At 69.7% G+C, this 23,520-nt stretch carries 10 protein-coding genes; 7 read left to right on the top strand and 3 right to left on the bottom strand.

Features of this window, described 5'->3' with window-relative positions; translation table 11 throughout:
• Window positions 1-56: 56 nt before the first annotated feature.
• The 4 genes from ACCD11_RS07375 (at window position 57) to ACCD11_RS07360 (ending at window position 18,111) form a co-directional block, all read left to right on the top strand.
• A complete protein-coding gene (locus ACCD11_RS07375; protein WP_413313266.1) occupies window positions 57-2,969 on the top strand; it encodes a beta strand repeat-containing protein in 2,913 nt (970 codons plus the stop codon).
• Between the two features lie 208 nt (window positions 2,970-3,177).
• The gene (locus tag ACCD11_RS07370; protein WP_413313356.1) at window positions 3,178-10,410 is read left to right on the top strand and encodes a hypothetical protein; all 7,233 of its coding nucleotides are present in this window, start codon (window positions 3,178-3,180) and stop codon (window positions 10,408-10,410) included.
• Window positions 10,391-17,299, top strand: a complete 6,909-nt coding sequence (locus ACCD11_RS07365) for a beta strand repeat-containing protein (RefSeq protein WP_413313265.1) — start codon at window positions 10,391-10,393, stop codon at window positions 17,297-17,299. Before ACCD11_RS07370 ends, ACCD11_RS07365 begins: the two co-directional genes overlap by 20 nt.
• Window positions 17,300-17,382: 83 nt before the next feature.
• Window positions 17,383-18,111 carry a glutathione S-transferase gene (locus ACCD11_RS07360; protein ID WP_413313264.1) on the top strand — a complete coding sequence of 243 codons (729 nt, stop codon included), beginning with the start codon at window positions 17,383-17,385 and terminating at the stop codon, window positions 18,109-18,111.
• Here the strand turns inward: ACCD11_RS07360 and rsmI are convergent.
• The gene (rsmI, locus tag ACCD11_RS07355) at window positions 18,108-19,058 is read right to left on the bottom strand and encodes a 16S rRNA (cytidine(1402)-2'-O)-methyltransferase (RefSeq protein ID WP_413313262.1); all 951 of its coding nucleotides are present in this window, start codon (window positions 19,056-19,058) and stop codon (window positions 18,108-18,110) included. The two genes, ACCD11_RS07360 and rsmI, sit on opposite strands and share 4 nt — an antisense overlap.
• A 46-nt stretch (window positions 19,059-19,104) precedes the next feature.
• On the opposite strand from rsmI, the gene ACCD11_RS07350 reads away from it, so the two are divergent.
• From ACCD11_RS07350 to ACCD11_RS07340, 3 genes are all read left to right on the top strand, one after another.
• Entirely contained in the window at window positions 19,105-19,482 is a 378-nt protein-coding gene (locus tag ACCD11_RS07350; protein ID WP_413313260.1) for a YraN family protein, read from the top strand.
• 129 nt (window positions 19,483-19,611) lie between these two features.
• On the top strand, window positions 19,612-20,256 hold the full coding sequence (locus tag ACCD11_RS07345; RefSeq protein ID WP_007837337.1) for an SIS domain-containing protein: 645 nt from the start codon (window positions 19,612-19,614) through the stop codon (window positions 20,254-20,256).
• Window positions 20,253-21,059 carry a BON domain-containing protein gene (locus ACCD11_RS07340; RefSeq protein WP_413313258.1) on the top strand — a complete coding sequence of 269 codons (807 nt, stop codon included), beginning with the start codon at window positions 20,253-20,255 and terminating at the stop codon, window positions 21,057-21,059. Before ACCD11_RS07345 ends, ACCD11_RS07340 begins: the two co-directional genes overlap by 4 nt.
• Window positions 21,060-21,206: 147 nt before the next feature.
• On the opposite strand, the gene ACCD11_RS07335 is transcribed toward ACCD11_RS07340, so the two are convergent.
• Both ACCD11_RS07335 and ACCD11_RS07330 read right to left on the bottom strand, forming a co-directional pair.
• Window positions 21,207-22,115 carry an NAD(P)-dependent oxidoreductase gene (locus ACCD11_RS07335; RefSeq protein WP_042673388.1) on the bottom strand — a complete coding sequence of 303 codons (909 nt, stop codon included), beginning with the start codon at window positions 22,113-22,115 and terminating at the stop codon, window positions 21,207-21,209.
• Between the two features lie 161 nt (window positions 22,116-22,276).
• Window positions 22,277-23,413, bottom strand: coding sequence for a PilT/PilU family type 4a pilus ATPase (locus ACCD11_RS07330; RefSeq protein ID WP_007833325.1), 1,137 nt, complete (start codon window positions 23,411-23,413; stop codon window positions 22,277-22,279).
• Window positions 23,414-23,520 lie beyond the last annotated feature (107 nt).

Raw genomic sequence — 23,520 nt, 5'->3', positions numbered from 1 at the left:
GACGGGGCCGGGATTTTTTTGTCCCTTTTTTTTGACAACAACCGAGGAGAAACCACGTGAGTCCCATCTCGCCAGCCAAGGGCGTCGGCTTCAGGCCGAACGCCACCTGGGCGGGCGCCGCAGTTTTGTCGCTGGGCTTCCTGTTCGGAAGCTCGAGCGTCCTTGCCGCGCCGCCGCCCGCCAACACCGTCATCGGTAACCAGGCTTCGGCCACCTATTCGGATTCCGCCGGGACAACGCAGCTGGCAACCTCCAACCTGGTGCAGACCACGGTGCAGCAGGTGGGCTCCTTCACGCTGGACACGGTCAACCAGGTCACGACCACGGTCGTCAACACCAAGCTGGGTGCCGCGGGCTCGGTGGTCTACGCGCCACACACCCTGACCAACACCGGCAACGGCACGGACAGCTTCACCATCACGGTGGACGCCGATACCAACGCTTTCTCGAAGGTCGAGGTCTACCCCGACACCAACGGCGACGGCGTACCCGACGGCACCACGCCGCTGTGTACCGCCACCTCCGCCGCGGTCTGCAACGTGCCCGCGCAGAACGTGCCGGGCAACAACGGCACTTTCCAGTTCGTGGTGGCGTACACCATTCCTGGCACGGCCACCACGCCGACGACGCCTTTCGACACGGCCACCATCACTGCCGTTCCCGGCACGCCGGCCTTGTACACGGCGCCGAACACCTCGGCGGCGGACAAGGACCAGGTGAACCTGACCACCGTGGCTGCGTTCAATGCCACCAAGTCGATCGGTGCTCCGGCTGTCGCCGGTCCCGGCGGCGCGGCCTGGCCGCTCGCGAGCACCGGCGGTCCGCGTTCCTCGTCGGCTACCTGCTCGACGACGTGGGCGGCCGGCCTGGCTTCGAGCGCCACCTGCAAGTACACGGTCTACACGCTCAGCTTCAACAACACCGGCGGAGCGGCCGGCAAGTTCGCCCTGTCGGACACGCTGCCATCGGGCCTCACGTATGTTGCGGGCTCCGCCGTCTGGAGCAGTGCACCAGGCGTCGCGCTGGGTGACGGTGCCGCCGGCGATCCGGCCGGCATCGACTTCCAGGTGACCGGCAACACGCTGAACGCCGTGGTCGCTTCGCTGGGCCAGAACGTCACGCAGACGATCAGCTTCGTGGTGCTGGTGAACAACACGGCGGTGGTCGGCACCTCGACCACCACCAACGTGGGCCAGTACAACCCGACCGATTCCCCGGCCGCCACGGCCGCGGCCATCGGCACCCTGGGTTCGAGCACCAATCCGGCGGCCTACACGGTCACGGCCAGCTACGGCATCGTGCTGGGTACCAACCCCTCGACGGCCGCGACGGCGGTCGACACGGTGGCTGGCACGCCCAACGGCACCGCGGCGGACACCACCACGCGGCCTTCGGTCGTTGCCGGCGGCAGCGTCAAGTTCGCGCAGACCGTGTTCAACGCCGGCAGCGGCGTGGACAGCGTCAACCTGAGCATTGCGAACGGGACTTTCCCGGCAGGCACGACCTTCCTGCTGTTCGCGGCCGACGGCGTGACGCCGCTGCTCGATACCACGGGCGACGGCGTTCCCGACACCGGCCCGATTCCGGTCGGCGGCAGCGTCAACGTCGTCGTGCAGGCCAATGTGCCGGCCAGCGCCACGGTAGGTTCCGGTCCGTTCGACGCGGTCGTCATCGGCCGCTCCGCGGGCGATGCGACCAAGCTCGATGCGACGCTCGACCGCGTCACGGTGGTTGTCGGTTCACTCGTCGACCTGACCAACAGCGCTGCCGGTACTGGTTCCGGTTCGGTCGGCGGCGGTGACCTTGGCCCGGGCCCGAGCCCGCAGCCGACCACGACCAACACCACGCCAGCGGGCACCGGCACGATCTTCACGCTGTTCGTCAAGAACAACGATGGAACCGGCCCTGCAACGCAGACCTACAGCCTGGCAGCCAGCCAGTCGACCAGCTTCCCGGGCACGCTGCCGGCGGGCTGGAGCGTGAAGTTCGTGGCCGCGGGCGGTACCTGTACCGCTGCAGCGATCACCAGCGTGTCCGTGGCTGCCGGCGCGCAGCAGCAGGTCGACGCCTGCGTGACGCCGCCTGCAACGCAGACGCCGGTGACCGCCCAGGCGATCTACTTCCGCGTGCAATCCACTGCCGTGGCATCGACCGGCGTGCTCGTGTCCGACGTCAAGCTCGACGCCGTGACCGTGACCACCGCACAGACGCTGGGCGCAACGCTCACGCCGAACAACGTCGGCCAGGTCGCTCCCGGCGGCACGGTCGTCTATGCGCACACGCTGACCAACACCGGCAACCAGAGCTGCGGCGCGTACCAGCTCACGGCCACCGTGCCGGCGGGCGATGCCACGCTGGGCTGGACCACCGCGATCTACCTCGACGTCAATGGCGACGGCCAGATCAATGCGGGCGACACCCTGGTCACCGGCCCGATCGCAGGGCCGCTCGCGGCCGGTGCAACGCAGAAGCTGCTGGTGCGCGTGTTCGCTCCGGGCGGTGCCAGCGCGGGCGCGACCGACACCGCGACCGTGACGGCGACGTTCACGGACCCGGCCCCGAACTGCGGCGCGCCGTCGGCCACCGACGTCAGCACCGTGATCACGGGCCAGCTGCGCGTCGTCAAGACGCAGGCCCCCGACGTCGCCTGCGACGGCACGGCGGACGCCGCCTTCGCCGCGACGCCCCTGTCGCTGAAGCCCGGCCAGTGCATCGTCTACCAGATCGTTGCCACCAACGAAGGCAGCGCGCCGGTCACCAACATCGCGATCAACGATGCGGCGCCCGCGTACACCACGATGAGCCCCACGCAGCCCCCGGTGGCCACGCGGTGCGTCTCCACGGGTGTGAGCGGAACGGCCCTGGCCTACGCGCAGACCGCCACCGCGGTGAGCTGCGGCAGCGCGGCCAACACCGTGGCCCCGAGCGGCACGGCCACCCTGACCTTCGCCGTACGGATCAACCAGTGATGCGCGATTGAGTCGCCGGCGGGCCTCGGGGTCCGCCGGCTTTGAGCGAAGCGCCGCCCTGTCGGGCGCGCTTCGCCTTTTTCCCCTGCCGCTTTCGTGCGCCGTGCATGCGCATCGGCGCGGAAGCGGCAGCGGAAAAAGATCCAGTCATTCACGGCCCGGAGGGGCCGACGGAAGGTTTCGCGGAGTGCAATTCTTGTCTGATTCAATGAGCGTGAGCGGCAGCTCGCATCGATGGCGCCGCGCCCGCGCCACGCTCGCGATCGGGCTGGCATTCCTCCTTGCTCCGGCTGCGGTGCTGGCCGCCCCCGCCCCCGGCGGCACCGTGATCCGCAACGTGGCAACGGCCACCTACGTGCCGGCCGGATTTGCCCAGACCGAAACTTCCAGCTCCAACAGCGTGGTGGCGAACGTGCTGCCGGTCGAGGCGCTGGTGCTAACGCAGGACCAGACCGTCACGCGTCCGCCCGCCACCGTCGTCACGCTGAGCCACCTGCTCACCAACACCGGCAACGTGCCGTCGAGCTACATGCTGGGCTTTGCCAACAACGCCGGCGGCTGCGCGGCCGACACGCTGGACCTCTCGGCCCTGCGGGTGGTGCGCGACACCAACAACAACGGCGTGGTGGACCCCGCCGATCCGGTGCTTCCGCTCGGCGCCGGCGGTGCGCTGGCGCTGCAGCCCGGCGAGACGGCCGCGCTGCTGGTGCAGGGAACGATCCCGGCGAGCGCGAACGGTGTCGCCTGCGCCGCATTGACGGCCACCACCGCGCTGCAGAACCTGAGCGCCACCAACCGCGACGTCGTGACCGTCGGCGACGTCGCGGTGATCTCCATCACCAAGGCCGCGAGCTATCCCGGCATCGTCGTGCCGGGGCAGACGCGCATCGACTTCACCGTTTCCGGCACCAACATCGGCGCCCGCGATGCGCAGCCCGCCAACAGCGCCGCGCCGGCCGGCACGCCGGTGCTGGTGAACGGCGCGCCGGCCAGCCTCGTGCTGGTGCGCGACCTGGTGCCAGCCGGCACGCAGTACATCGCCGGCACGCTGCAGAGCACTGCCGCGGGCGCGGTGCGCCTGTTCCGCCTGCCGGGCGATCCGGCCTTCAGCTACCGCACCGCGGACGATGCCGCCGCGATCGAGGTGGCGATCGGCGTGCCCACTCCCGTGTCGCGCAATGCATCGATCGCGATGCAGTTCGCCGTGCGGGTCAGGCCGGACCAGACCGGCGACATCCGCAACACCGCGCAGAGCTACTACAACGACGGCGTCGCGCTGGCGGTGTCGCCGTCCAACACGGTGCTCATCACCACGAGCCAGAGCCGCATCGGCGTTGCCAAGGCCGCGTCGGCGCCGCGCCCGAACCGCGGCGCCGATGGCCTGCTCGACGGAACCGCCACGGTTCGCTTCAGCGTGGACATCCGCAACTACGGCGCCGTGTGGCTCTACGGCGTGCAGGCGGCCGACCTGCTCGAAGGCAGCGGTGCCACTCAGTTCGGCAGCTACACGACCGCGGCGGTGCCGGGGCCGAACCAGTACACGGTGGTGGCCGGCTCGATCGGCATCGCGGGCAACCAGGGCAATGGCGTGAGCGGCACCGTGGCTGCGGCCAACGCTGCCTTCACCGGCACGCCGGCCGCGCAGAACCTGCTGGCACCCGGGGCCGTGCTGCCGGTCGGGGCGCGGTTCACGGTGCAGTTCGATCTGCGCATCAACCTCAGCGGCCGCACCGGCACGCTGCTGAACAGCGTGCGCGCACAGGGCGCGCTCACGCCCGGCGGCGCGCCCGTGGCTTTCGACGATTCGGTCGATGGCGCCGACCCGGACCCGGACGGCGACGGCAACCCGAACAACAACAGCTCGCCAACGCCGGTGTCCATGGAGCTTCCCTCGCTCACGCTCGTGAAGAGTGTCTCGCTGCCGCGGCGCATCGGGCAGGGCGTGTACGAACTCGACTACCGGCTGCTGGTCACCAACACCGGTATCGCCCCGGCACCGCACGTGCGCGTGATCGACAACCTGAACTGCACCTTCGACATGGACAAGCCGGACGGCTCGGTCGCGTCCTGGGAGCTGGTCGGTGCGCCCAAGGCGCGCAGCGGACTGCTCGACGTCGCGGGAAGCTTCACCGGCCGCGCTACCTGCAACCGCGGCGCGCTCGCCAGCAGCGATCCCTTCCGGCTGCCGACCGAGGCGGTGCTCAGCCTGAGCGACGGCAACCGCGGCCTGGCGCCCGGCCAGAGCGAAGAGATCGGCTTCACGGTGCGCATCACCGAGAAGGCCGGTGCGGTGGGCAGCCGCGTGGCGGTCACCAACAAGGCCTGGGCCGCGGCCTTCGACCAGAACACCATCAACGTCACGCCCGCCATGCTGGTGGCGGCCAGCGCGAGCTCGGTGCAGTCGCTGCTGGCCGATCCGGCAGGCACGGTCTACAACGCGGTGACGCGCGAGCCCGTTGCCGGCGCGGTGGTCACCTTCACGCGGCAGTCCTGCAGCAGCGGGGCCGCGACGCCGATCACGGCGGGGGAGATCTTTGGCGGCTCGTCGGGCGCCTATACATTCAATACGAACGGCAGCGTCTCGATGACCACGGGCGCCGACGGCAGCTACCAGTTCTTCCTGCAGTCGCCGCCGGTCACCGGCATGTGCACCTACTCGCTCGGCGTGGTGCCGCCGGCGGGCACCGGCTATGTCTATCCGTCGCAGCTGATCCCGGTCACGGCCGGCACTTTCTCGGGCTGCGGCCAGATCGCGCCCAACGCCACGCCGCCCAAGGGTGCCGATCCGACGACCCACTACTTCTCCGTCAACGCCGGCTTCAATGCCTCGGGCGCGGCCTGCGACATCGTGCACAACCACATCCCGCTCGACCCGGGCAACGTGCTCGGGCTGGTGCTGCGCAAGGACGGCAGCAAGCGCCAGGTGGAGTTCGGCGACTTCATCGACTACGCACTGACCGTGACCAACAAGACCGGATTCCCGGTCACCGGCGTGCGCTTCAGCGACAGCCTGCCGCCGGGCTTCGCCTACGTGGCCAACAGTGCGCGCCTCAACACCGCCGCGGCCGGCAACCCGGCGGGCGGCGCGGGCCCGCAACTGGTCTTCGACTACCCGACGCTCACCCTGGGTATCGACCAGGCGGCCGTGGTGCGCTACCGCGTGCGCATCGGCGTGGGTGCGCCCACCAATGGCGACGCCGTCAATCGTGCGCGCGCCTATTCGGGGCCGCTGCAGTCCAACCTCGCGAACTGGACGGTACGCGTCACGGGCGGCGTGTTTTCCGACGACGCCTTCCTGTTCGGCAAGGTCTACATGGACTGCAAGGCGGACGGCAGGCAGGAAGGCGCCGACGAGATCGGCGTGCCCGGCGTGCGCCTGTTCATGGAGGACGGCACCAACGTCGTCACCGACGTGGAAGGCAAGTGGAGCCTCTACGGCCTCAAGCCGCTCACCCACGTGCTGCGCCTGGACCAGACCACGCTGCCGCCCGGCGCCCGCCTGGAGCTGCTGGACAACCGCAATGCCGGCCGCCCCGAGAGCCGATTCGTCGACCTGAAGAAGGGGGAGTTCCACAAGGCCAACTTCATCATCGGCAATTGCGGCGACCAGGCCGTGGTGGCCGACGTGGTGGCGCGCCGCGCCGCCATTGCCGCGATCCCGGACACCGAGGCCGAGGCCCAGGTGCGGCTGCGCCTGAATCCGGAAGGACAGATCGTTGCAGTGGGCGATCTCCGCTCGCTGCCGGCCAGCGGCCAGGCGCTTGCGAGCGGCAGCAGCGGCTCGACCATGGCGTCGTCGGCGCCGCTGATCGCGATGCCCGATGCGCAGGCCAACGCCAGCAGCTTCGTCGGTGCCGCTTCGGGCAGCATGAGCGGCACGCTGGGCGCCACCGCGCCGGCGGCCGCGACCCCGGCCGGAAGCCTGTTCGCCGCACTCAACGGCCTGCCGGCCGCTGCGCAGGGCGCTTCGGCCGCGGGTGGCACGGCGGCCGGCATCGGCGCCTTCGCCAGCCGGCCCGTCAACACCTCCGCCGCCATGCTGGCGCCGCGCAGCGCGCCGCTGCTGCCGCAGGCCGCGCCCAGCCCGATCGAGCTGGAAGTGCTGCTGCCCGAGCTCGACGGCAACACCCTCGGCTTCCTCGACCTGAAGGAAGGCGACACCGTTCCCGGCCAGTCGATCAACGTGCGCGTCAAGGGCGAGTCCGGCGTGGCGCTGCGCCTCTCGGTCAACGGCCAGGCCATCGACGAACGGCGCGTGGGCAAGAAGACGCAGCTGCCGTCGAAGAACCTCGGCGCCTGGGAATACATCGGCGTGGTTCTGCAGCCCGGGGCCAACCGCTTGCAGCTCGAGGCGGTGGACGATTTCGGCAACGTGCGCGCCACGCAGCGGATCGGCATCGTCGCGCCGGACAAGCTCGGCGCCATCCAGGTCGACTTGCCCGAGCTTGCATATGCCGACCTGCGCACCCCCGTGGCTGTCAAGGTGCGGCTGGTCGACGCGGCCGGCGTGCCGGTGACCGCGCGCACCCAACTCACCCTGGAGACGGACCGCGGCCGCTGGCTCGACGAGGACCTGAACCCTGCCGAACCCGGCACGCAGGTCTTCATGGACGGCGGCGCGGCGGAGTTCCGCCTGCTGCCGCCCGGCGAGCCGGGCGACGTGCGCCTGCGCGTGAGCGCCGGCAGCTTTGTGAAGGAAGTGCGGTTGGCGTTGCTGCCCGAGATGCGGCCGATGCTCGGCGTGGGCATTGTCGAAGGCGTGCTGGACTTCACCAGGCGCGGCAGCGTGCCGCTCGGCGCCATGCCTGCCGGCGCCGCGTTCGAGGCAGAGTTGACGGGCCTTGCCGACGAGCGCAAGGACCGCCGCGCCGGCGCCCGCGCCGCCTTCTTCTTCAAGGGTGCCGTCAAGGGCGACTACCTGCTCACTGCCGCCTTCGATTCCGACAAGACGCGCGACGACCGGCTGTTCCGCGACATCCGGCCCGACGAGTTCTACCCGGTGTACGGCGACTCGTCGGTCAAGGGCTTCGACGCGCAGAGCACGCAAAAGCTCTACGTGCGCATCGACAAGAACCGCTCCTTCCTGCTGTACGGCGACTTCACCACCGCGAGCAGCACCGAGGTGCGCAACCTGAGCCAGAACAACCGCTCGCTGACCGGCCTCAAGCACGTGTACGAAGACCGCAACGTGCGCGCGACCAGCTATGTCTCGCGCACCGCGCAGACCCAGCAGGTGGAGGAATTCCGCGCCGTCGGCACTTCCGGCCCCTACTACCTGAGCGCCACCAGCGGCGAGTTCGTCGACAACAGCGAGCAGGTCGAGGTCGTGGTGCGCGACCGCAACCAGCCCGACGTCGTGCTGCAGCGCACGCCGGTCACGCGCTTCGTCGACTACACGGTCGAGCCGCTCACGCGCCGCATCCTGTTCACCCATGCGATCGCGTCGGCCGATGCCAACCTGAACCCGCAGTCGATCCGCGTCACGTACGAAGTCGACAGCGGAGGCCCCAAGTTCACGGTGGCCGGCACCGACGTGCAGGTCAAGGTGGCGGAGCGCCTGCAGCTGGGCGTGGTCGCCAGCACCGACCAGAATCCCGAGAACCATCGCAAGCTGCGCGCCCTGACGGCGGTGGCCCGCATCGGCGACAACACCACGGCCGCAGCCGAGCTGGTTCGCACCGACTCCGATGCGAAGGGCAAGGGCGAGGGCACCCGCCTCGAAGTGCGTCACCAGGACGAGAAGCTCGCGGTCGTGGCGCTGGCCGGCAAGACCAGCGCGGGCTTCGACAACCCCGGCGCCAGCTTTTCCGCAGGCCGCACCGAAGCCTCCGTACGCGCCGAATACAAGATCGACGCAAGCACTGCGGTGCGCGCCGAGATGATCTACAGCAAGGACGCCCTGCTCGAAGGCGACCGCAAGGGCGCCACCGCGAGCGTGCAGAAAAAGTTCGGCGACACCCTGGTCGCCGAAGTGGGCCTGCGCCAAGGCCAGCGCAGCAGCGGCCTCGCCTCCGGCTCCGGATTCGACTACGGCGAGGTCTCCACCTCCAACGCAAGCCTCGGCAGCCGCGTGGGTGCCAACAACGTGACCGCACTCGGTGCGGCGGCCACCGCCAATGCCGACAGCGAGAGCCTGACCACCGTGCGCGCACGCCTGTCGGCGCAGGTGCCCGGCGTGCCGCTGGCCCAGGTCTTCGTCGAAGGCGAGCAGGACCTGCACGATTCCGCTCGCCGCACGCTGGCCGTTGGCGGCAACTACGCCATCACCGACAAAACCCGCGTCTACGGCCGCTACGAACTCGTCTCCAGCCTCTACGGCACCGACGGGCTGAGCGCGACGCAATCCAACAACGTCGGCATCCTGGGCATCGAGAGCAACTACATGGAGGGCGGCCGCGTCTACAACGAGTTCCGGCTCGCCGACAGCATCGACGGCCGGGCCGCGCAGGCGGCGACCGGCGTGCGCAACACCGTGAAGCTCACCGACCGCTTCAGCGTGACGGGCGGCCTCGAGCACACCCGCCAGCTGGGCGGCTACGCCAACAGCGCGAACAGCGGCACCGGCTATGCGGGCGGTCTCGGCCAGTCCACCGCCATCACCGCCGGGGTCGAGTACCTCACCGACACCTACAAGCTCAGCGGCATCCTCGAAGGACGCAAGGGCGACGATGCCGACACCCGGCTCTTCAGCGCCGGCTTCGGCTACAAGATCAGCCCCTCCTGGAGCCTGCTGGCGCGCAGCGTGGTGAGCGACAGCGAAGGGCAGGGCACCAACGCAGGCAACGAGCGCCACCTTCAGCGCCACCAGATCGGCCTCGCCTACCGCCCGGTGGACACCGACAGCTGGAACGCGCTGCTGCGCTACGAGCGCCGCTCCGAGCGCATCGTGGGGGGCGGCAATGCGGCTGGCGCGTTGAACGGCGGCAGCGCCTTCGGCAGCGATTCCGGCAACAGGAGCCTGCCGGGCAGCACCAGCGCCGACATCGTCTCGGCCCACCTGAACTACAACCCGCAGCGCGGCAGCGTTCTCAGTGCGCGCTACGCGGGCAAGATCTCGCGCGCCGACGACGGTTTCCTGGCGAGCCGCTACTGGGCCCATCTGCTGTATGCGCGCTACACGCGCGACATCAACAAGGACTGGGACTTCGGCGTGCAGGCCGGCGTGCTCTACGGCAAGGGCGGCGCGCTGCAGAAGACCGCGGGCGTCGAGCTCGGCTACCAGGTGGCCAAGGACCTGTGGGTCTCGGCCGGCTACAACTTCGTCGGCTTGCGCGACCGCGAGCTGACGGCCAACGAATACACCAGCAAGGGTGCCTACATCCGGCTGCGCTTCAAGTTCGACGAGACGGGGCTGGGCTTCGCGTCGGCCAGCGCCCCCGCCGCATCGGCCTCTCGAAAAAACACGGATCAGGCAAGCGAACATGCAAAGACTCAAGAATAGGCTGCGCTCGCATGCGGCCGCCGCGCGGCGATGGCTGCTGCTCGCAGCCTGGCTGCTGGTCTTTCCGCTTCTCGGGCATGCGCAGCAGGTGCTCGTGCCGCAGGGGGCGGTAAGGCTCAACGGTACCGTGGTGGGCACCAACGACGGCCAGGTCGTGCAGACGGTTTGCGCCAACGGCTTCCCCACAGGACTGACCATGTGGGAGCGCATCAACGGCCCCGAGGTCAGCGGCACCTTCGCCAACCTGACCGGCGGGTTGCGCGCGGTCGAATTCGGCTGCACGCCATTCACCGTGAGCGAAGGCGCTGGCGCGGCGACCATCGCGTTCGGCTCGTCGGCCTCGGCGGGATGGTGGGGCCGACCGATCAACGGCATGACGCAGCGCGGTCCCCAGGTCTGTCCGGCCGGCACCGTGATTGCCGTGCTCGGCGGCTTCGACCGCATGTTCAACGGCGCCTCGGGCAACATCTATCCGACGCAGATCACCTTCGTCTGCCGTCCGGTCATGGTCACCGCGGGCGACTGGTTCCAGGCGGCGTCCAGCGGCGGCGCGAACTTTACGCTGGGCCTCACCGCGGACGACGGCGGCACGGGGCCGGGCTCCGCGGTGCCCGGGCCCGTGAACGCCGAAAAGACGGTCTGCCCGTTTTCCGCGACGGGCACCTGCAGCGGCCTGGTCGACACCGGCGGCGGTGAACTGATCGACGGCTTCTCCGGCGTGAGCGGCAAGTTTCCCGATGCGCGCGTTTCGCAGCGCATCAGTTTCGTCAATTACGCGTGGGACCAGACGCTCGGCAGCAGCACGAACACGGCCGCCTGGCGCCCGAGCGTTGCCGGCGTGGTCTTCTATCCGCCGGGCGTTTCCAACAACACGGCGCGCTACCAGCAGACCTACGAGACCTACACCTCCGCGGGCACCAACTACAGCGGCAACGCCCTGCCGCCGACCGGGACCAACACCAACAGCTACTCGAAGACCGGCACCTGCGCGACCGCGCACGCGCTCGGCACCAACGAGGACTACACCTGCTCGAACATCATCACCGGCCGTCCGGACCTGCAGGTACAGGTGGTCGTGCCGAGCGATGGCTGGACCAGCTACGGCCAGCAGCGCAACGTCAGGCTCATCGCCAAGAACTTCGGCCCCGCGCCGACCACGGGCTCAGACAACTCGACCGCGGTGCTGACCCTTCCGGCCGGATGGGACACGGGCACCTTGCCCGCCAACTGCGCGAAGGCCGGTTCGCCCGTGGTGGTGACCTGCCAGGTCAACCCCACGCCGCTGGCTGCTTCCAGCGGCCCGAACCTGACGGACGGCGGCGAGGTCGGCTTCGACATTCCCGTGTTCCCGCAGCCCAGCGTGGCGACCGGCAGCTACTCGGTTCCCAACGGCGCCAAGGTGTGCGTGCAGGCCGCGACGCCTGGCGCCACGCACTTCTGCACGGTGCCCAACGACGCGAATCCGAACAACGACGATGGCGTGAACGTCAATGAAACGGCGACCCTCGTGCTCGCCTACAACACGCCGCCCAAGGTGGCGCCCAGCATCACGACCACCGTGGTCTCGAACGGCGGCGTGGGGTCGTTCAGCTACCTCGGCAACAACGGCGCGGCCGCCAGCCCCATCGTCACGACTTCGCCAGGGGTCGGGGCCTCCGGACCGGCCAAGTTTCTGACCACGCCCGCAACCTCGACGTTCATCCTGCAGAGCTCCGCGCCAGCCGGCTTCGTGCTGACCGGCATCAGCTGTACCGGCATGGCGCCGGGCGGCACCGCGACCTACGATCTCTCGACCCGAAGAGTGACCTTCGATGCGGCCGCCACCGACTACGGCGCCACCATCTTCTGCACCTTCACCTACACCCGCGTGGCCGTGACCGTCAGCAAGGTCACCGAAGGCGGCACTGGCAGCTTCGGCTTCAGCGGCACCAATGGCTTCACCGCGCAGGGCATTGCGACCACAGCGGCCGGCACGCCCGTGGCCGGTGCGCAATCGGGCCTCACCACCGTGGGGGCTGCCACCACCATCACGGAAGACGCGCCGCCCGCCGGCTGGAAGCTCAAGAGCATCGTCTGCACCGGCATGGGCGCCGGCGGTACGGCCACGCCGGACCTCGCAACGAGGTCCGTCGCGCTGAATGCCGCTGCCACTGCGGCGGGCAGCAACATTGCCTGTACCTTCACCAACTCGATCGAGCCGCAGCTCAATCTGACCAAGACCGCCAGCGCGCCGAGCTTCGCGGTCGGCACGCCGGCCAGCTACACGCTGACACTCGCCAATAACGGCCCGGTCGCCACGACCGCCGTGGCCACCATCAGCGATACGGTGCCTGCGACGCTGACGCTCGGCACCATGCCCGCCGGCTGCACCGCCACCGGACAGGCCGTGAGCTGCACGGTGCCCGCGGGGCTCGCGGCCACCACTGGCAGCGTCTCTTTCGTCATTCCGGTCACGCCGCTGGCCGGCGCGGTGCCGAGCGTGGACAACACCGCGACCGCCAGCGGCGGCGGCGATCCGGCCTGCAACGCCGCGGGCAACTGCACGAGCAGCGTGACGACTCCGGTGCTCGCGCAGCCCCGCATCACGGTGCGCAAGACCAAGACCAACGTGACGGGCACCCAGACCTTCGGCTACACGCTCACGGGTGTCACCAATCCGGCGGACAGCATCGACGTGACGGCGCTGTTCACGCCGCAGGCCTCGGCCACGGTCCATCTGGGCACGGCCGGAATCGCGGCGACGGTGCAGGAGTCGAGCGTGCCCGCGGGCTGGCCGGCCAATCCGGTCTCGGCGTCCTGCCTGGACTCGGCGGCCGCGACCAGCGGCAATCCCGCGACCGAGCTGGCGACGTTCGCCGGCAACACCGCGACCCTGCCCGCGAGCGCGATGCGGTCCGGCGCGGCCATCACCTGTACCTTCACCAACACCGCGGCCCCGGTGATTGCCGTGGACAAGACCGCGCCCGCGACCGTGGCAGCCGGCGGCAACATCGCCTACGGCCTGAACCTGGCCAACACCGGCGCGGTGGACTCGGGCACCTCGCTCGTCGTGAGCGAGCAGTTGCCGCCGGGCGTGGTGGCCACGTCGGCCGTGGCCGGCACCGGCGTCACCTCGGTGAACTGCGGCACGCTGCCCAGCGCCGCCGGTGCACTGCTCAGCTGCACGATGACGCTGCCTGCCGGCGGCATTCCGGCCTCCACCGGTGTGCGCGGCTTCACGCTGAACGCGACCGCACCGATCGCGGCAACCGGCACGGTGCTCACCAACTACGCCAGTACCAGCACGAGCGGCGTGGGTGCGCCAGCCACGGCAGCCGGCGCGGGCTGCGTGTCCGGCAACGGCGTGAGCTGTGACAGCGCCCAGACGAGCATCGTCGTCGGCTCCGGCACCGCCAGCCAATCGGGCCTGCGCATCGTCACCGACAACCAGCTTGCCAACGGCGCGGCGCAGGACGTGCTCGAGGTCTTCATCCGCGACGCGGCCGGCAACCCGGTCCAGGCCGGTACGCTGGTGAGCTTCGGCGCGACGCCGAACGTCGCCTTCAACGGCGGCGCGGTGGGCGCCGCCGGCAGCTGCACGACCACGGCGGCCGCGACCTGTCAGGTGACGGCCACCTCCACCGTGGCCGCGGTCTACAGCACGACACAGGTGACGGTGGGCGGCGCGGTCCTGAGCGGCAGCTTCAGCGTCGGCGCCAACAGCTACCTGCCCAGCCCGCAGCCCTACAGGTTCGGAACCATGCCGACGGTGACCATCCGCAAGACCTCGCTCGGCGGCACCGGCACCTTCAGCTTCACGGGCACCAACGGCCTGGCGGCGACCCAGAACATCACGACCACGGTGGACGGTACGCCGGCCAGCGCGGCGACGCGTTCGCTCGCGGCAGCCAACACCGCCACGACCATCACCGAGGGCGTGCCGCCGGGGACCTATGCGCTGGTCGATGCCTCCTGCACCGGCATGGGCGCCGGCGGGACGGCCTCGCGCAACGGACGCGTGCTCACCCTGGACGCAGCTGCGACCGCGCCCGGCAGCAACATCGTCTGTACCTTCACCAACACCGCCGACACCAATCCGCCTTCGCCGCCCATCGCGCCGACGGTGATGTGCTCGACCAATGCGGCGATCTTCAACACGGGCTTCGACGGCCCGGTAGGACCGCCGCTGACGACGGGCCGCGATCCGGTGTGGGAGTCGGGTATCGGCGCGGCGACGGGCGGGCCCGGCACCGTCGCCACCTGGGCGCGCTCCTACGTCGGCAACAAGGCGCCGACGGCCTGGATCGCCTCGCCCTTCGGCAATGCCAACTGGATCTCGCAGTACCAGACCACGCACGCCGGCAATGTCGACATCTACCACCGCTTCACCTTCAACATGGCGGCGTCGGTCAACCCGGCGAGCTTTTCTTTGAAGCTGGACTTCTATTCCGACAATTCGGTCGCGGAGATCTACGTCAACGGCGTGCTGCAGAGCGTTGGAGGCGTGCCGCAGGGCGGGGCGACCCCGTACACCTTCCGCGGCTTCGACCCGGGTGCCGCGGCCAGCGCGACGCTGGCGAGCAACTGGCAGTCCGGGTCGAACACGGTGGTCGTCCACATCAAGAGCGGCGCCCCCTACCAGGGCTTTCTCGCCCAGGCGACCACCAGCGCGCTCTGTTCGCCGGCCACGGTCACCTTGCAGAAGACCACGACCGGTGGCACCGGCGGCCCCTTCAACTTCACGTTGACCAACACCACCCAGGCAGCCGGCAGCGTCAGCACCGTGGCCGCCGGCACGCCGGCGCAGGTGGACGGCAACACGGCAGCCGCGGGCACGCAGGCCTTCACCGCCAGCGCGAACGGCGCGGTCATCAGCATCACCGAAGCCGCGGTGCCCGGCTGGAACCTGGCCGGTGCAACCTGTACCGACGCGGGCACGCCGGTGGGCAGCCTGGGCACCGGGGCGAGCGGCCGGACCTACACGATCCCGGCGGCCAGCGTGCAGCTGGGCAAGTCGCTGCAATGCGTGTTCACGAATGCCGCATCTGCGAGCGTGACCATCCGCAAGGTTTCCGTGGGCACCACCGGCACCTTCGGCTTCACGGGCGACAACGGCCTGGCGGCGCAGAGCATCACCACCACGGCCGCCGGCACGCCCGCCGCGGGCGCGGCCCAGACCCTGACCACGCCCGGCGTGGCGACGACCATCACGGAAGATCCGCTGCCGGCCGACTACGTGCTGACGGGCATCAGCTGTACCGGCCTGGGTGCCGGCGGAGCCGCCACGCCCGATCTGCCGAACCGCAAGGTGACGCTGAACGCCGCCGCCACGGCACCGGGCAGCAACATCGCGTGTACCTTCACCAACACCTATTCGCCGCCGTTTCCCCGGGTCCAGATCGTCAAGACCACCGTCGGCGGCGTCGGCGCCAATCTCTTCGGCTTTGCGCTCAGCGGCCTTTCAACGGCGACCGACAGCATCACCGTGACGGGCGAAGGCAGCGCGAACGGCGCTGCCAACATCACGGGCACCGCAGGAACCGGCGTCACCATCCGGGAAAGCTCGCCGGACGGCTGGCCCGCCAATCCGATGAGCGCCAGCTGCGTGGACGCGAACAGCGGCACGCCGACCGCCAAGTTCGGCACGCTCACGGGCAACCAGCTGAGCATTCCTGCTGCCAACATGGTGGCCGGGGCGGCCATCACCTGCACCTTCGTCAATGGCTATCCCAGGAGCGTGACCGGCCGGGTGTTCCTGGACAACGGCGTGGGCGCCGGAATCGCCAACGACGGCCTGTTCAACGGCGGCGAGGCCGGCATCCCTGGCATCACCGTGCGCTTGACCGATTGCGGCGCCACCACGCTCGCAACGACGATCACGAACGGCAGCGGGCAGTACGCGCTGGGAGCGCCCCTCGGCCTCGGCTTGAACGATCCGGTGTGCGTGGAAGAGACCAACGCCGCTTCGCGCATCTCCACGGGCGCCTCGCTGGGCAGCGTCCCGCTGCGCTCCGGCCAGGCCGTCGCCATCGCCGGCATCAGCTACACCTACACCCGCAGCGGCACGCCGGATCGCATCGCCTTCACCTGGAACGGCACCGGCCACGCGGGGCTCAACTTCGGCGACGTGGACCGCAACACGCTCGCGGCCGACGGCGCGAAGACCGGCCAGCCCGGCAGCACGGTGAGCTATCCGCACACCTTCATGGCCCGGACCGCGGGTGCCGTGAGTTTCGACATCCCGAGCTCGATCGACACGCCTGCCGTCAGCGGCTGGAGCGGGAAGATCTTTGCCGACGTGGGCTGCACCGGTTCGCTGCAGGCGGGCGCCGCGCTGCTCTACCCGCCGGCCGCGCCGGTGAACGTCGTGGCCGGGCAGAGCGTCTGCATCCTGATGCAGGAGTTCATTCCCGCCAACGCGGCGACCGGCAACGGCAACGCCAGCGTCGTGCAGGCCAGCTTCGTGTTCACCAATGCCGGCCCGGCCCTGAGCGCCACCTACACGGTGACCGACACCACGACCGTCTCGACCAGCGCGCTGGAGCTCAAGAAGGAAGTGCGCAACGTGACGCAGGGCGGCAGCTTCGGCATCAACAACCAGGCGAAGCCTGGAGAGGTGCTGGAATACCGCATCACCTACACCAACAACGGCTCCAGCCCGATCAGCGGCATGACGGTCAACGACACGACGCCGCAGTTCACCGCCTTCGTCACGGCGCAGGCGGGCACGACGCCGGCGACACTCGCGAACTGCCAGAAGCGCACGCCCGCCAATCCGATTCCGGCGGCCACGGAGGCCTGCGCAACGGCGCAGACCGCGGGAGGCACGGGGGCGCTGAGCTGGCAATTCACGGGACCGCTGGACCCGGGTGCTTCGGGGGCTGTTCTTTTCACGGTCAAGGTGAACTGAGGCCGAAGAGATGCGGGCCGAATAATCCGGCGCTGCCGGCGGGCGCGATTGCAACCGCCCCGGCCTCATGACACCATGCCCGCATGCCCTATCAACTGCATTACTGGCCCACCATCCAGGGCCGCGGCGAATTCGTGCGGCTCGCGCTCGAGGCGGCCGGTGCCGACTACGTCGACGTGGCGCGCCTGCCTGAAGCCGAGGGCGGCGGCGAGTCCGCGCTGGGCCGGCGGCTGGGCGACCCCGACAGCGCGCGGCCCGCGTTCGCGCCGCCCTTCCTCGTCGACGGCGACATCGTGGTCGGACAGACGGCCGCGATCCTGCTCTACCTCGGGCCCCGGCTCGGGCTGTCGGGCGTGGGCGAATCAGACGGCCTGTGGACGCACCAGCTGCAGCTCACCATTGCCGACGTGGTCGCCGAGGCGCACGACACGCACCATCCGATCTCGACCGGCGCCTACTACGAAGACCAGCGCGACGCGGCCGTGCTGCGCGCACAGGCCTTTCGCAACGAGCGCATCCCCAAGTTCCTGAACTGGTTCGAGCGCGTGCTGCAGCGCAACCCGGCGGGCAGCCTGCACCTGGTGGGCGACGTGCTGACCTACGCGGACCTGTCGCTGTTCCAGCTGGTGGACGGTCTGCACTACGCGTTCCCGAAGGCCACGGCGCGGGCGCTGGCTGCAACGCCCGCGGTCGAGAAGCTGCATGCCAACGTCAGGCGGCGGCAGCGCGTGCACGACTACCTGCAGAGCCCGCGCCGCGTCGCGTTCAACGAGGACGGCATCTTCAGGCGCTACCCTGAATTGGACGGCTAGCCTTCCCCGGCCTCGTTGCGTATGCGCAGCGCCAATTCATACAGCGTGTTGCGCGGCGCGCCGCTGATCTCTGCAGCCAGCTTCACCGCCGTTTTCACCGGCAGTTCCGCCATCAACAGGCGCAGCACGCGTTCGCCTTCCGCGCCGCCGTCGCCGCTCACCGCCACCGGGTGCAGCACCAGCGCGAACTCGCCGCGAATGCGGTCGCGGTCGGCGCCGAACCAGTCGGGCAGGGTGCTGGCCGCCACCGTTGCGATTTCCTCGAACTGCTTGGTGAGCTCGCGGCCCACGGTGATGCGGCGCTCGCCCAGCGTGGCCAGTGCGCGCGCGAGGTTCTCGATGCGGTGCGGTGCTTCGAGCAGTACCACGGCGCGCGGCTCTTGCGACAGCGCCTGCACGGCCGTGTCGCGCTCGCCGGCCTTGCTCGGCAGGAAGCCCGCGAAGACGAAGGCACTGCTGCTGGCGTTGGCGTCGCCGCCTTCGGCCACCAGGCCCGCCGCGCCCACCAGGGTGGTCACGCTGCTCGCACCGGGCAGCGGCAGCACGCGCCGCCCGGCCGCGCGCACGGCCGCAGCGAGCCGCGCGCCGGGGTCGCTCACGCCGGGCGTGCCGGCGTCGCTGACGTAGGCGATGCGCTCGCCCTGCGCGAGCCGCGCGACCACGGCCTGTGCGGCCTCGGCCTCGTTGTGCTGGTGCACCGCCAGCAGTTGTGCGCCGGGGCGGTCGATGCCGTAGGCGCGCAGCAGGCTTTGCGTGTGGCGCGTGTCCTCGCAGGCGATGGCGTCCACCAGCTGCAGCACATGCAGCGCGCGCAGCGTGATGTCGGCCAGGTTGCCGATGGGCGTGGCGACCACGTAGAGCGTGCCCTGCGGATAATGCTGCGCACCCGCGGCGTCGCGCGCGGCCGCGAGGGCGGCGCCGAATGAAGCAGGGGCGAGTGAAGCCAAGGGGTTTCTCCGTCAGAACGAACAAGAAGATTGCAGGCAGGGAGCCATGAAGACAGACACCACAACGAAGCATCGCGGCGATGCGGCGGAAGACGCCGCGCTCGACCATCTGCAGGACGCCGGCCTCGTGCTGGTCGCGCGCAATTATCGGACGCCCGGGCGCGGCGGCGGTGAGATCGACCTGATCATGCGCGATCCGCGCCATTCGCCGCAGGGCACCCTGGTGTTCATCGAGGTCCGCCAGCGCAGCACCGGCACGCACGGCGGCGCGGGCGGCAGCATCACCGGACTGAAGCAGCGACGCATCGTGTTCGCCGCGCAGCATTACCTGAGCCGGCTGCGCACGGTACCGCCATGCCGTTTCGACGTGGTGCTGGTCGAAGAGACAATCACCTGGCTCCCGGGCGCCTTCGACGCGAGTTGATCCAATCGAACACCCGTGGAGCAACCCATCCCATGCCGGGCACCCGCAAGTGACGCGAAGTGCGCGGAGATTCGGGGTGGGGCATTCCAAAACGTCTTGTTTCACAACCCCCAGTTATCATCCCGCCTCATGCTCGAGCAACGGATTCAGCAGCACTTCATCGACAGTGCCGACCTCAAGTACCAGACCGGACCGGTCCTCAGCAAACCCATCTCTCAAGCGATGCAGGCCATCCTGGCGTGCGTGACCAGCGGCGGCAAGGTGCTCGCCTGCGGTGCTGGCGTGTCGGGGCTGCTGGCGGCCCAGTTCGCCGCGCAGTTCGTGGGCCGCTTCGAACGCGAGCGGCCCGAGCTCGGCGCCATCGCGCTGCCCGGGGACACCACCGACCCCGAGGCCGACAGCGCGAGCGCGACCGACGTCGACCGCTTCGCCCGCCAGGTGCGCGCGCTCGGCCAGGCCGGCGACGTGCTGCTGGCGTTGAGCGCCAGCGGACAGTCGGCGTCGGTGCTTGCCGCGGTGGCAGCCGCGCACGAACGCGACATGACCGTGGTCGCGCTGCTCGGCAACGCCGTCTCGGGGGCGCCCTCGGCGCCGGCTGCGGGCAGCAGCGGTTCGGGCGGCGCCATCGGCCGTGCGCTGCGCGAGACCGATGTCCAGATCAGCGTGCCGCACGAGCGTGCGGCGCGCATCCACGAAATCCACCAGATCGCGCTGCATTGCCTGTGCGACGGCGTGGATGCCCAGTTACTCGGAGAACAGGAAGCTTCCTCATGACCATGACGACCATGACGATGACATCATCGACCCGGCGTTTCGCCCTGGCCCTCACCCTGGGTGCCGCGCTGGCCGCCGGCCTTTCCGCCTGCGTGCCGCTCGTCGTGGGCGGTGCGGCCGTGATGGGCGTGGGCATGGTGGCCACCGACCGCCGCAGCTCCGGCGCGCAGCTGGACGACCAGGGCATCGAGTTGCGCGCCGCGGCCCGCGTGCGCGACATCGCCAACGACCAGATGTACGTGAGCGTCACCAGCTACAACCGCCAGGTGCTGCTGACCGGCGCCGTGGGCAGCGAAGCCGACCGCCGCCGCGTCGAGGAGGAGGTGAGCCGCATCGTGAACGTGCGCTCGGTGGTGAACGAGCTGACCGTCGGCTCCTCGAGCACCTTCCAGGACCGCTCGAACGACCTCTACATCACCGGCAAGGTGAAGGCCTCGCTGCTCGACGCCAAGGACATCTTCGCCAATTCCTTCAAGGTGGTGACCGAGCGCGGCGTGGTCTACCTGATGGGCATCGCGACGCGGCGCGAAACCGACCGCGCCACCGACATCACGCGCGGCGTCTCGGGCGTGGTGAAGGTCGTGCGCGTGGTCGAGGTCGTGAGCGAGGCGGATCTGGCGGCCAGCCAGGCGGCAAACCAGGCTGCGGCGCAGCGCGGCGGCACGGGGCCGGCGCCGGTGACCTCGGCAACGCCGTCCGCGCCTTCGCCGTCGCCAGCGCCTTCTTCCTCCAGCTCGCGCGTGCCGCTGCCGCCGATGGAGCCGCTGCCCGCAAGCGGCGCGACGACGTCGCCGATCCGCTGAAGAACGAGCGCCGAACCAAGAATGCCCGCTGCTCGTTGCAGGCATTTTTCGTGGAACGCTGCGGAACCGGCTTCGCCGGGCCGCAGGTGTTGCCCCCGGTAGGGGGAAGGCGAAGCGACACGAAGTGCGCGCAGCCTGGGGGCGAGCCTATTTCAATCGGATGATGAGGCTCGACGTGTCCCAGCGCCGCCCGCCGGCCTGCTGCACGTCGGCGTAGAACTGGTCGACGAGCGCCGTCACCGGCACGCGCGCGCCGTTGCGCTTGGCTTCGTCGAGCACCAGGCCCAGGTCCTTGCGCATCCAGTCGACGGCGAAGCCGTAGTCGAACTTGCCTTCGATCATGGTCTTGCCGCGGTTTTCCATCTGCCAGCTCTGGGCTGCGCCCTTGCTGATGACGCCGAGCACCGCCTCCATGTCGAGCCCCGCGCGCTGGCCGAAGGCGATGGCTTCCGACAGGCCCTGCACCAGGCCCGCGATGGCGATCTGGTTCACCATCTTGGCGAGCTGGCCGGCGCCGCTGTCGCCCAGCAGCGTGACCGCGCGCGAGAACGCCATGGCCACCGGCCTGATGCGCTCGAACACAGCCGCATCGCCACCGCACATCACGGTGAGCGCGCCGTTCTGCGCGCCGGCTTGTCCGCCCGAGACGGGCGCGTCGATGAAGTGCAGGCCCAGCGCCTGAGCGGCCTTGGAGAGCTCGCGCGCCACGTCGGCCGAGGCGGTGGTGTGGTCGACCAACACTGCGCCCTTCTTCATGCCGGCGAAAGCGCCGTCGTCGCCCAGCACCACGGAGCGCAGGTCGTCGTCGTTGCCGACGCAGCAGAACACGATGTCGGCGCCGGCCGCGGCTTCGCGCGGCGTCGGGGCGTGGCGCCCGGGTGCGCCGAATTCGGCGGCCCAGGCCTGCGCCTTGGCGGGCGTGCGGTTGTAGACCGTGACTGTATGGCCGGCCTTGGCCAGGTGTCCGGCCATGGGCCCGCCCATGACGCCGAGGCCGAGGAAGGCCACCGTCTGGGCGGGAACGGATTCGTAGGTGCGGGGGTTGATGCTGCTCATGGCCACAGCTTAAAGCCAAAGAAAGCCGATCCCCTCAGGCATGAAACCCGCGCGCTCCAATCGCGAGACACCGCAGAACCGGCTTCGCCGGGCTGCAGGTGTCGCCCCCGGTAGGGGGAAGGCGAAGCGACACGAAGTGCGCGAAGCCTGGGGGCGAGCCCTTACACAATTGCGAAGTGCTCCGTGCCCGCCGACAGGTCGGTGCTGCGCGCGCGCTGGCTGTTGAGCTTGATCTGCAGCCGCAGGTCGTTCGCCGAGTCGGCGTTGCGGATCGCGTCCTCGAAGTTGATCGAGTGGCTCTCGAACAGGTCGAACAGCGCCTGGTCGAAGGTCTGCATGCCCAGATTGCGGCTCTTGCGCATGATCTCCTTGATCTCGCCCACCTCGCCCTTGAAGATCAGGTCGGAAATCAGCGGCGTGTTCAGCAGCACTTCCACCGCCGCCACGCGGCCCGTGCCGTCCTCGGTGGGCACCAGGCGCTGCGACACCAGCGAGCGCAGGTTCAGCGACAGGTCCATCAGCAGCTGCGCGCGGCGCTCTTCGGGGAAGAAGTTGATGATCCGGTCCAGCGCCTGGTTGGCGCTGTTGGCGTGCAGTGTGGCCATGCACAGGTGGCCGGTTTCGGCGAAGGCCACCGCGTGTTCCATGGTCTCGCGGTCGCGGATTTCGCCCATCAGGATCACGTCGGGCGCCTGGCGCAGCGTGTTCTTCAGCGCGGCTTCCCAGCTGTCGGTGTCGATACCCACCTCGCGCTGCGTCACCACGCAGTTCTTGTGCGGGTGCACGAACTCGACCGGGTCCTCCACCGTGACGATGTGGCCGTACGAATTTTCGTTGCGCCAGTCGATCATCGCGGCCAGCGTGGTCGACTTGCCCGAGCCGGTGGCGCCCACCAGGATGCACAGGCCGCGCTTGGTCATCGACACATCCTTCAGGATCTGCGGCATGCCCAGCCCGTCGATGGTCGGCAGCTTGGCGGGGATGGTCCGCATCACCATGCCGACCTTGCCCTGCTGCACGAAGGCGTTCACGCGGAAGCGGCCGATGCCGGTCGGCGAGATCGCGAAGTTGCACTCCTTGGTGCGCTCGAACTCCGCCGTCTGGCGGTCGTTCATGATCGAGCGCGTGAGCGCCAGCGTGTGCTGCGCACCCAGCGCCTGCTGCGACACCTTGGTGACCTTGCCGTCGACCTTGATGGCCGGCGGAAAGTCGGCGGTGATGAACAGGTCGCTGCCGCTGCGGCTCACCATGAGCTTGAGCAGGTCGTTGATGAACTGGCTGGCTTGATCGCGTTCCATGAGAGCGCTCCTTGATCTGTTTAGTTTGATGCTGCCGGCGGCCGACCGCCGGGCCGCCCCAAGGCGGCCGCGCCTCCCCCTTGGGGGGTGGAGTTACACGCAGCGCA

The sequence above is a fragment of the Variovorax sp. Varisp36 genome, from assembly GCF_047304235.1.
Classification (GTDB): Bacteria; Pseudomonadota; Gammaproteobacteria; order Burkholderiales; family Burkholderiaceae_C; genus Variovorax.
This window is presented reverse-complemented; position numbering and strand designations above follow the sequence as displayed.

Coding starts and splice junctions, on each gene's coding strand:
- ACCD11_RS07370 (WP_413313356.1), top strand. CDS start 3,178: ATGAGCGTGAGCGGCAGCTCGCATCGATGGCGCCGCGCCCGCGCCACG.
- ACCD11_RS07365 (WP_413313265.1), top strand. CDS start 10,391: ATGCAAAGACTCAAGAATAGGCTGCGCTCGCATGCGGCCGCCGCGCGG.
- ACCD11_RS07360 (WP_413313264.1), top strand. CDS start 17,383: ATGCCCTATCAACTGCATTACTGGCCCACCATCCAGGGCCGCGGCGAA.
- ACCD11_RS07350 (WP_413313260.1), top strand. CDS start 19,105: ATGAAGACAGACACCACAACGAAGCATCGCGGCGATGCGGCGGAAGAC.
- ACCD11_RS07345 (WP_007837337.1), top strand. CDS start 19,612: ATGCTCGAGCAACGGATTCAGCAGCACTTCATCGACAGTGCCGACCTC.
- ACCD11_RS07340 (WP_413313258.1), top strand. CDS start 20,253: ATGACCATGACGACCATGACGATGACATCATCGACCCGGCGTTTCGCC.
- ACCD11_RS07335 (WP_042673388.1), bottom strand. CDS start 22,115: ATGAGCAGCATCAACCCCCGCACCTACGAATCCGTTCCCGCCCAGACG.
- ACCD11_RS07330 (WP_007833325.1), bottom strand. CDS start 23,413: ATGGAACGCGATCAAGCCAGCCAGTTCATCAACGACCTGCTCAAGCTC.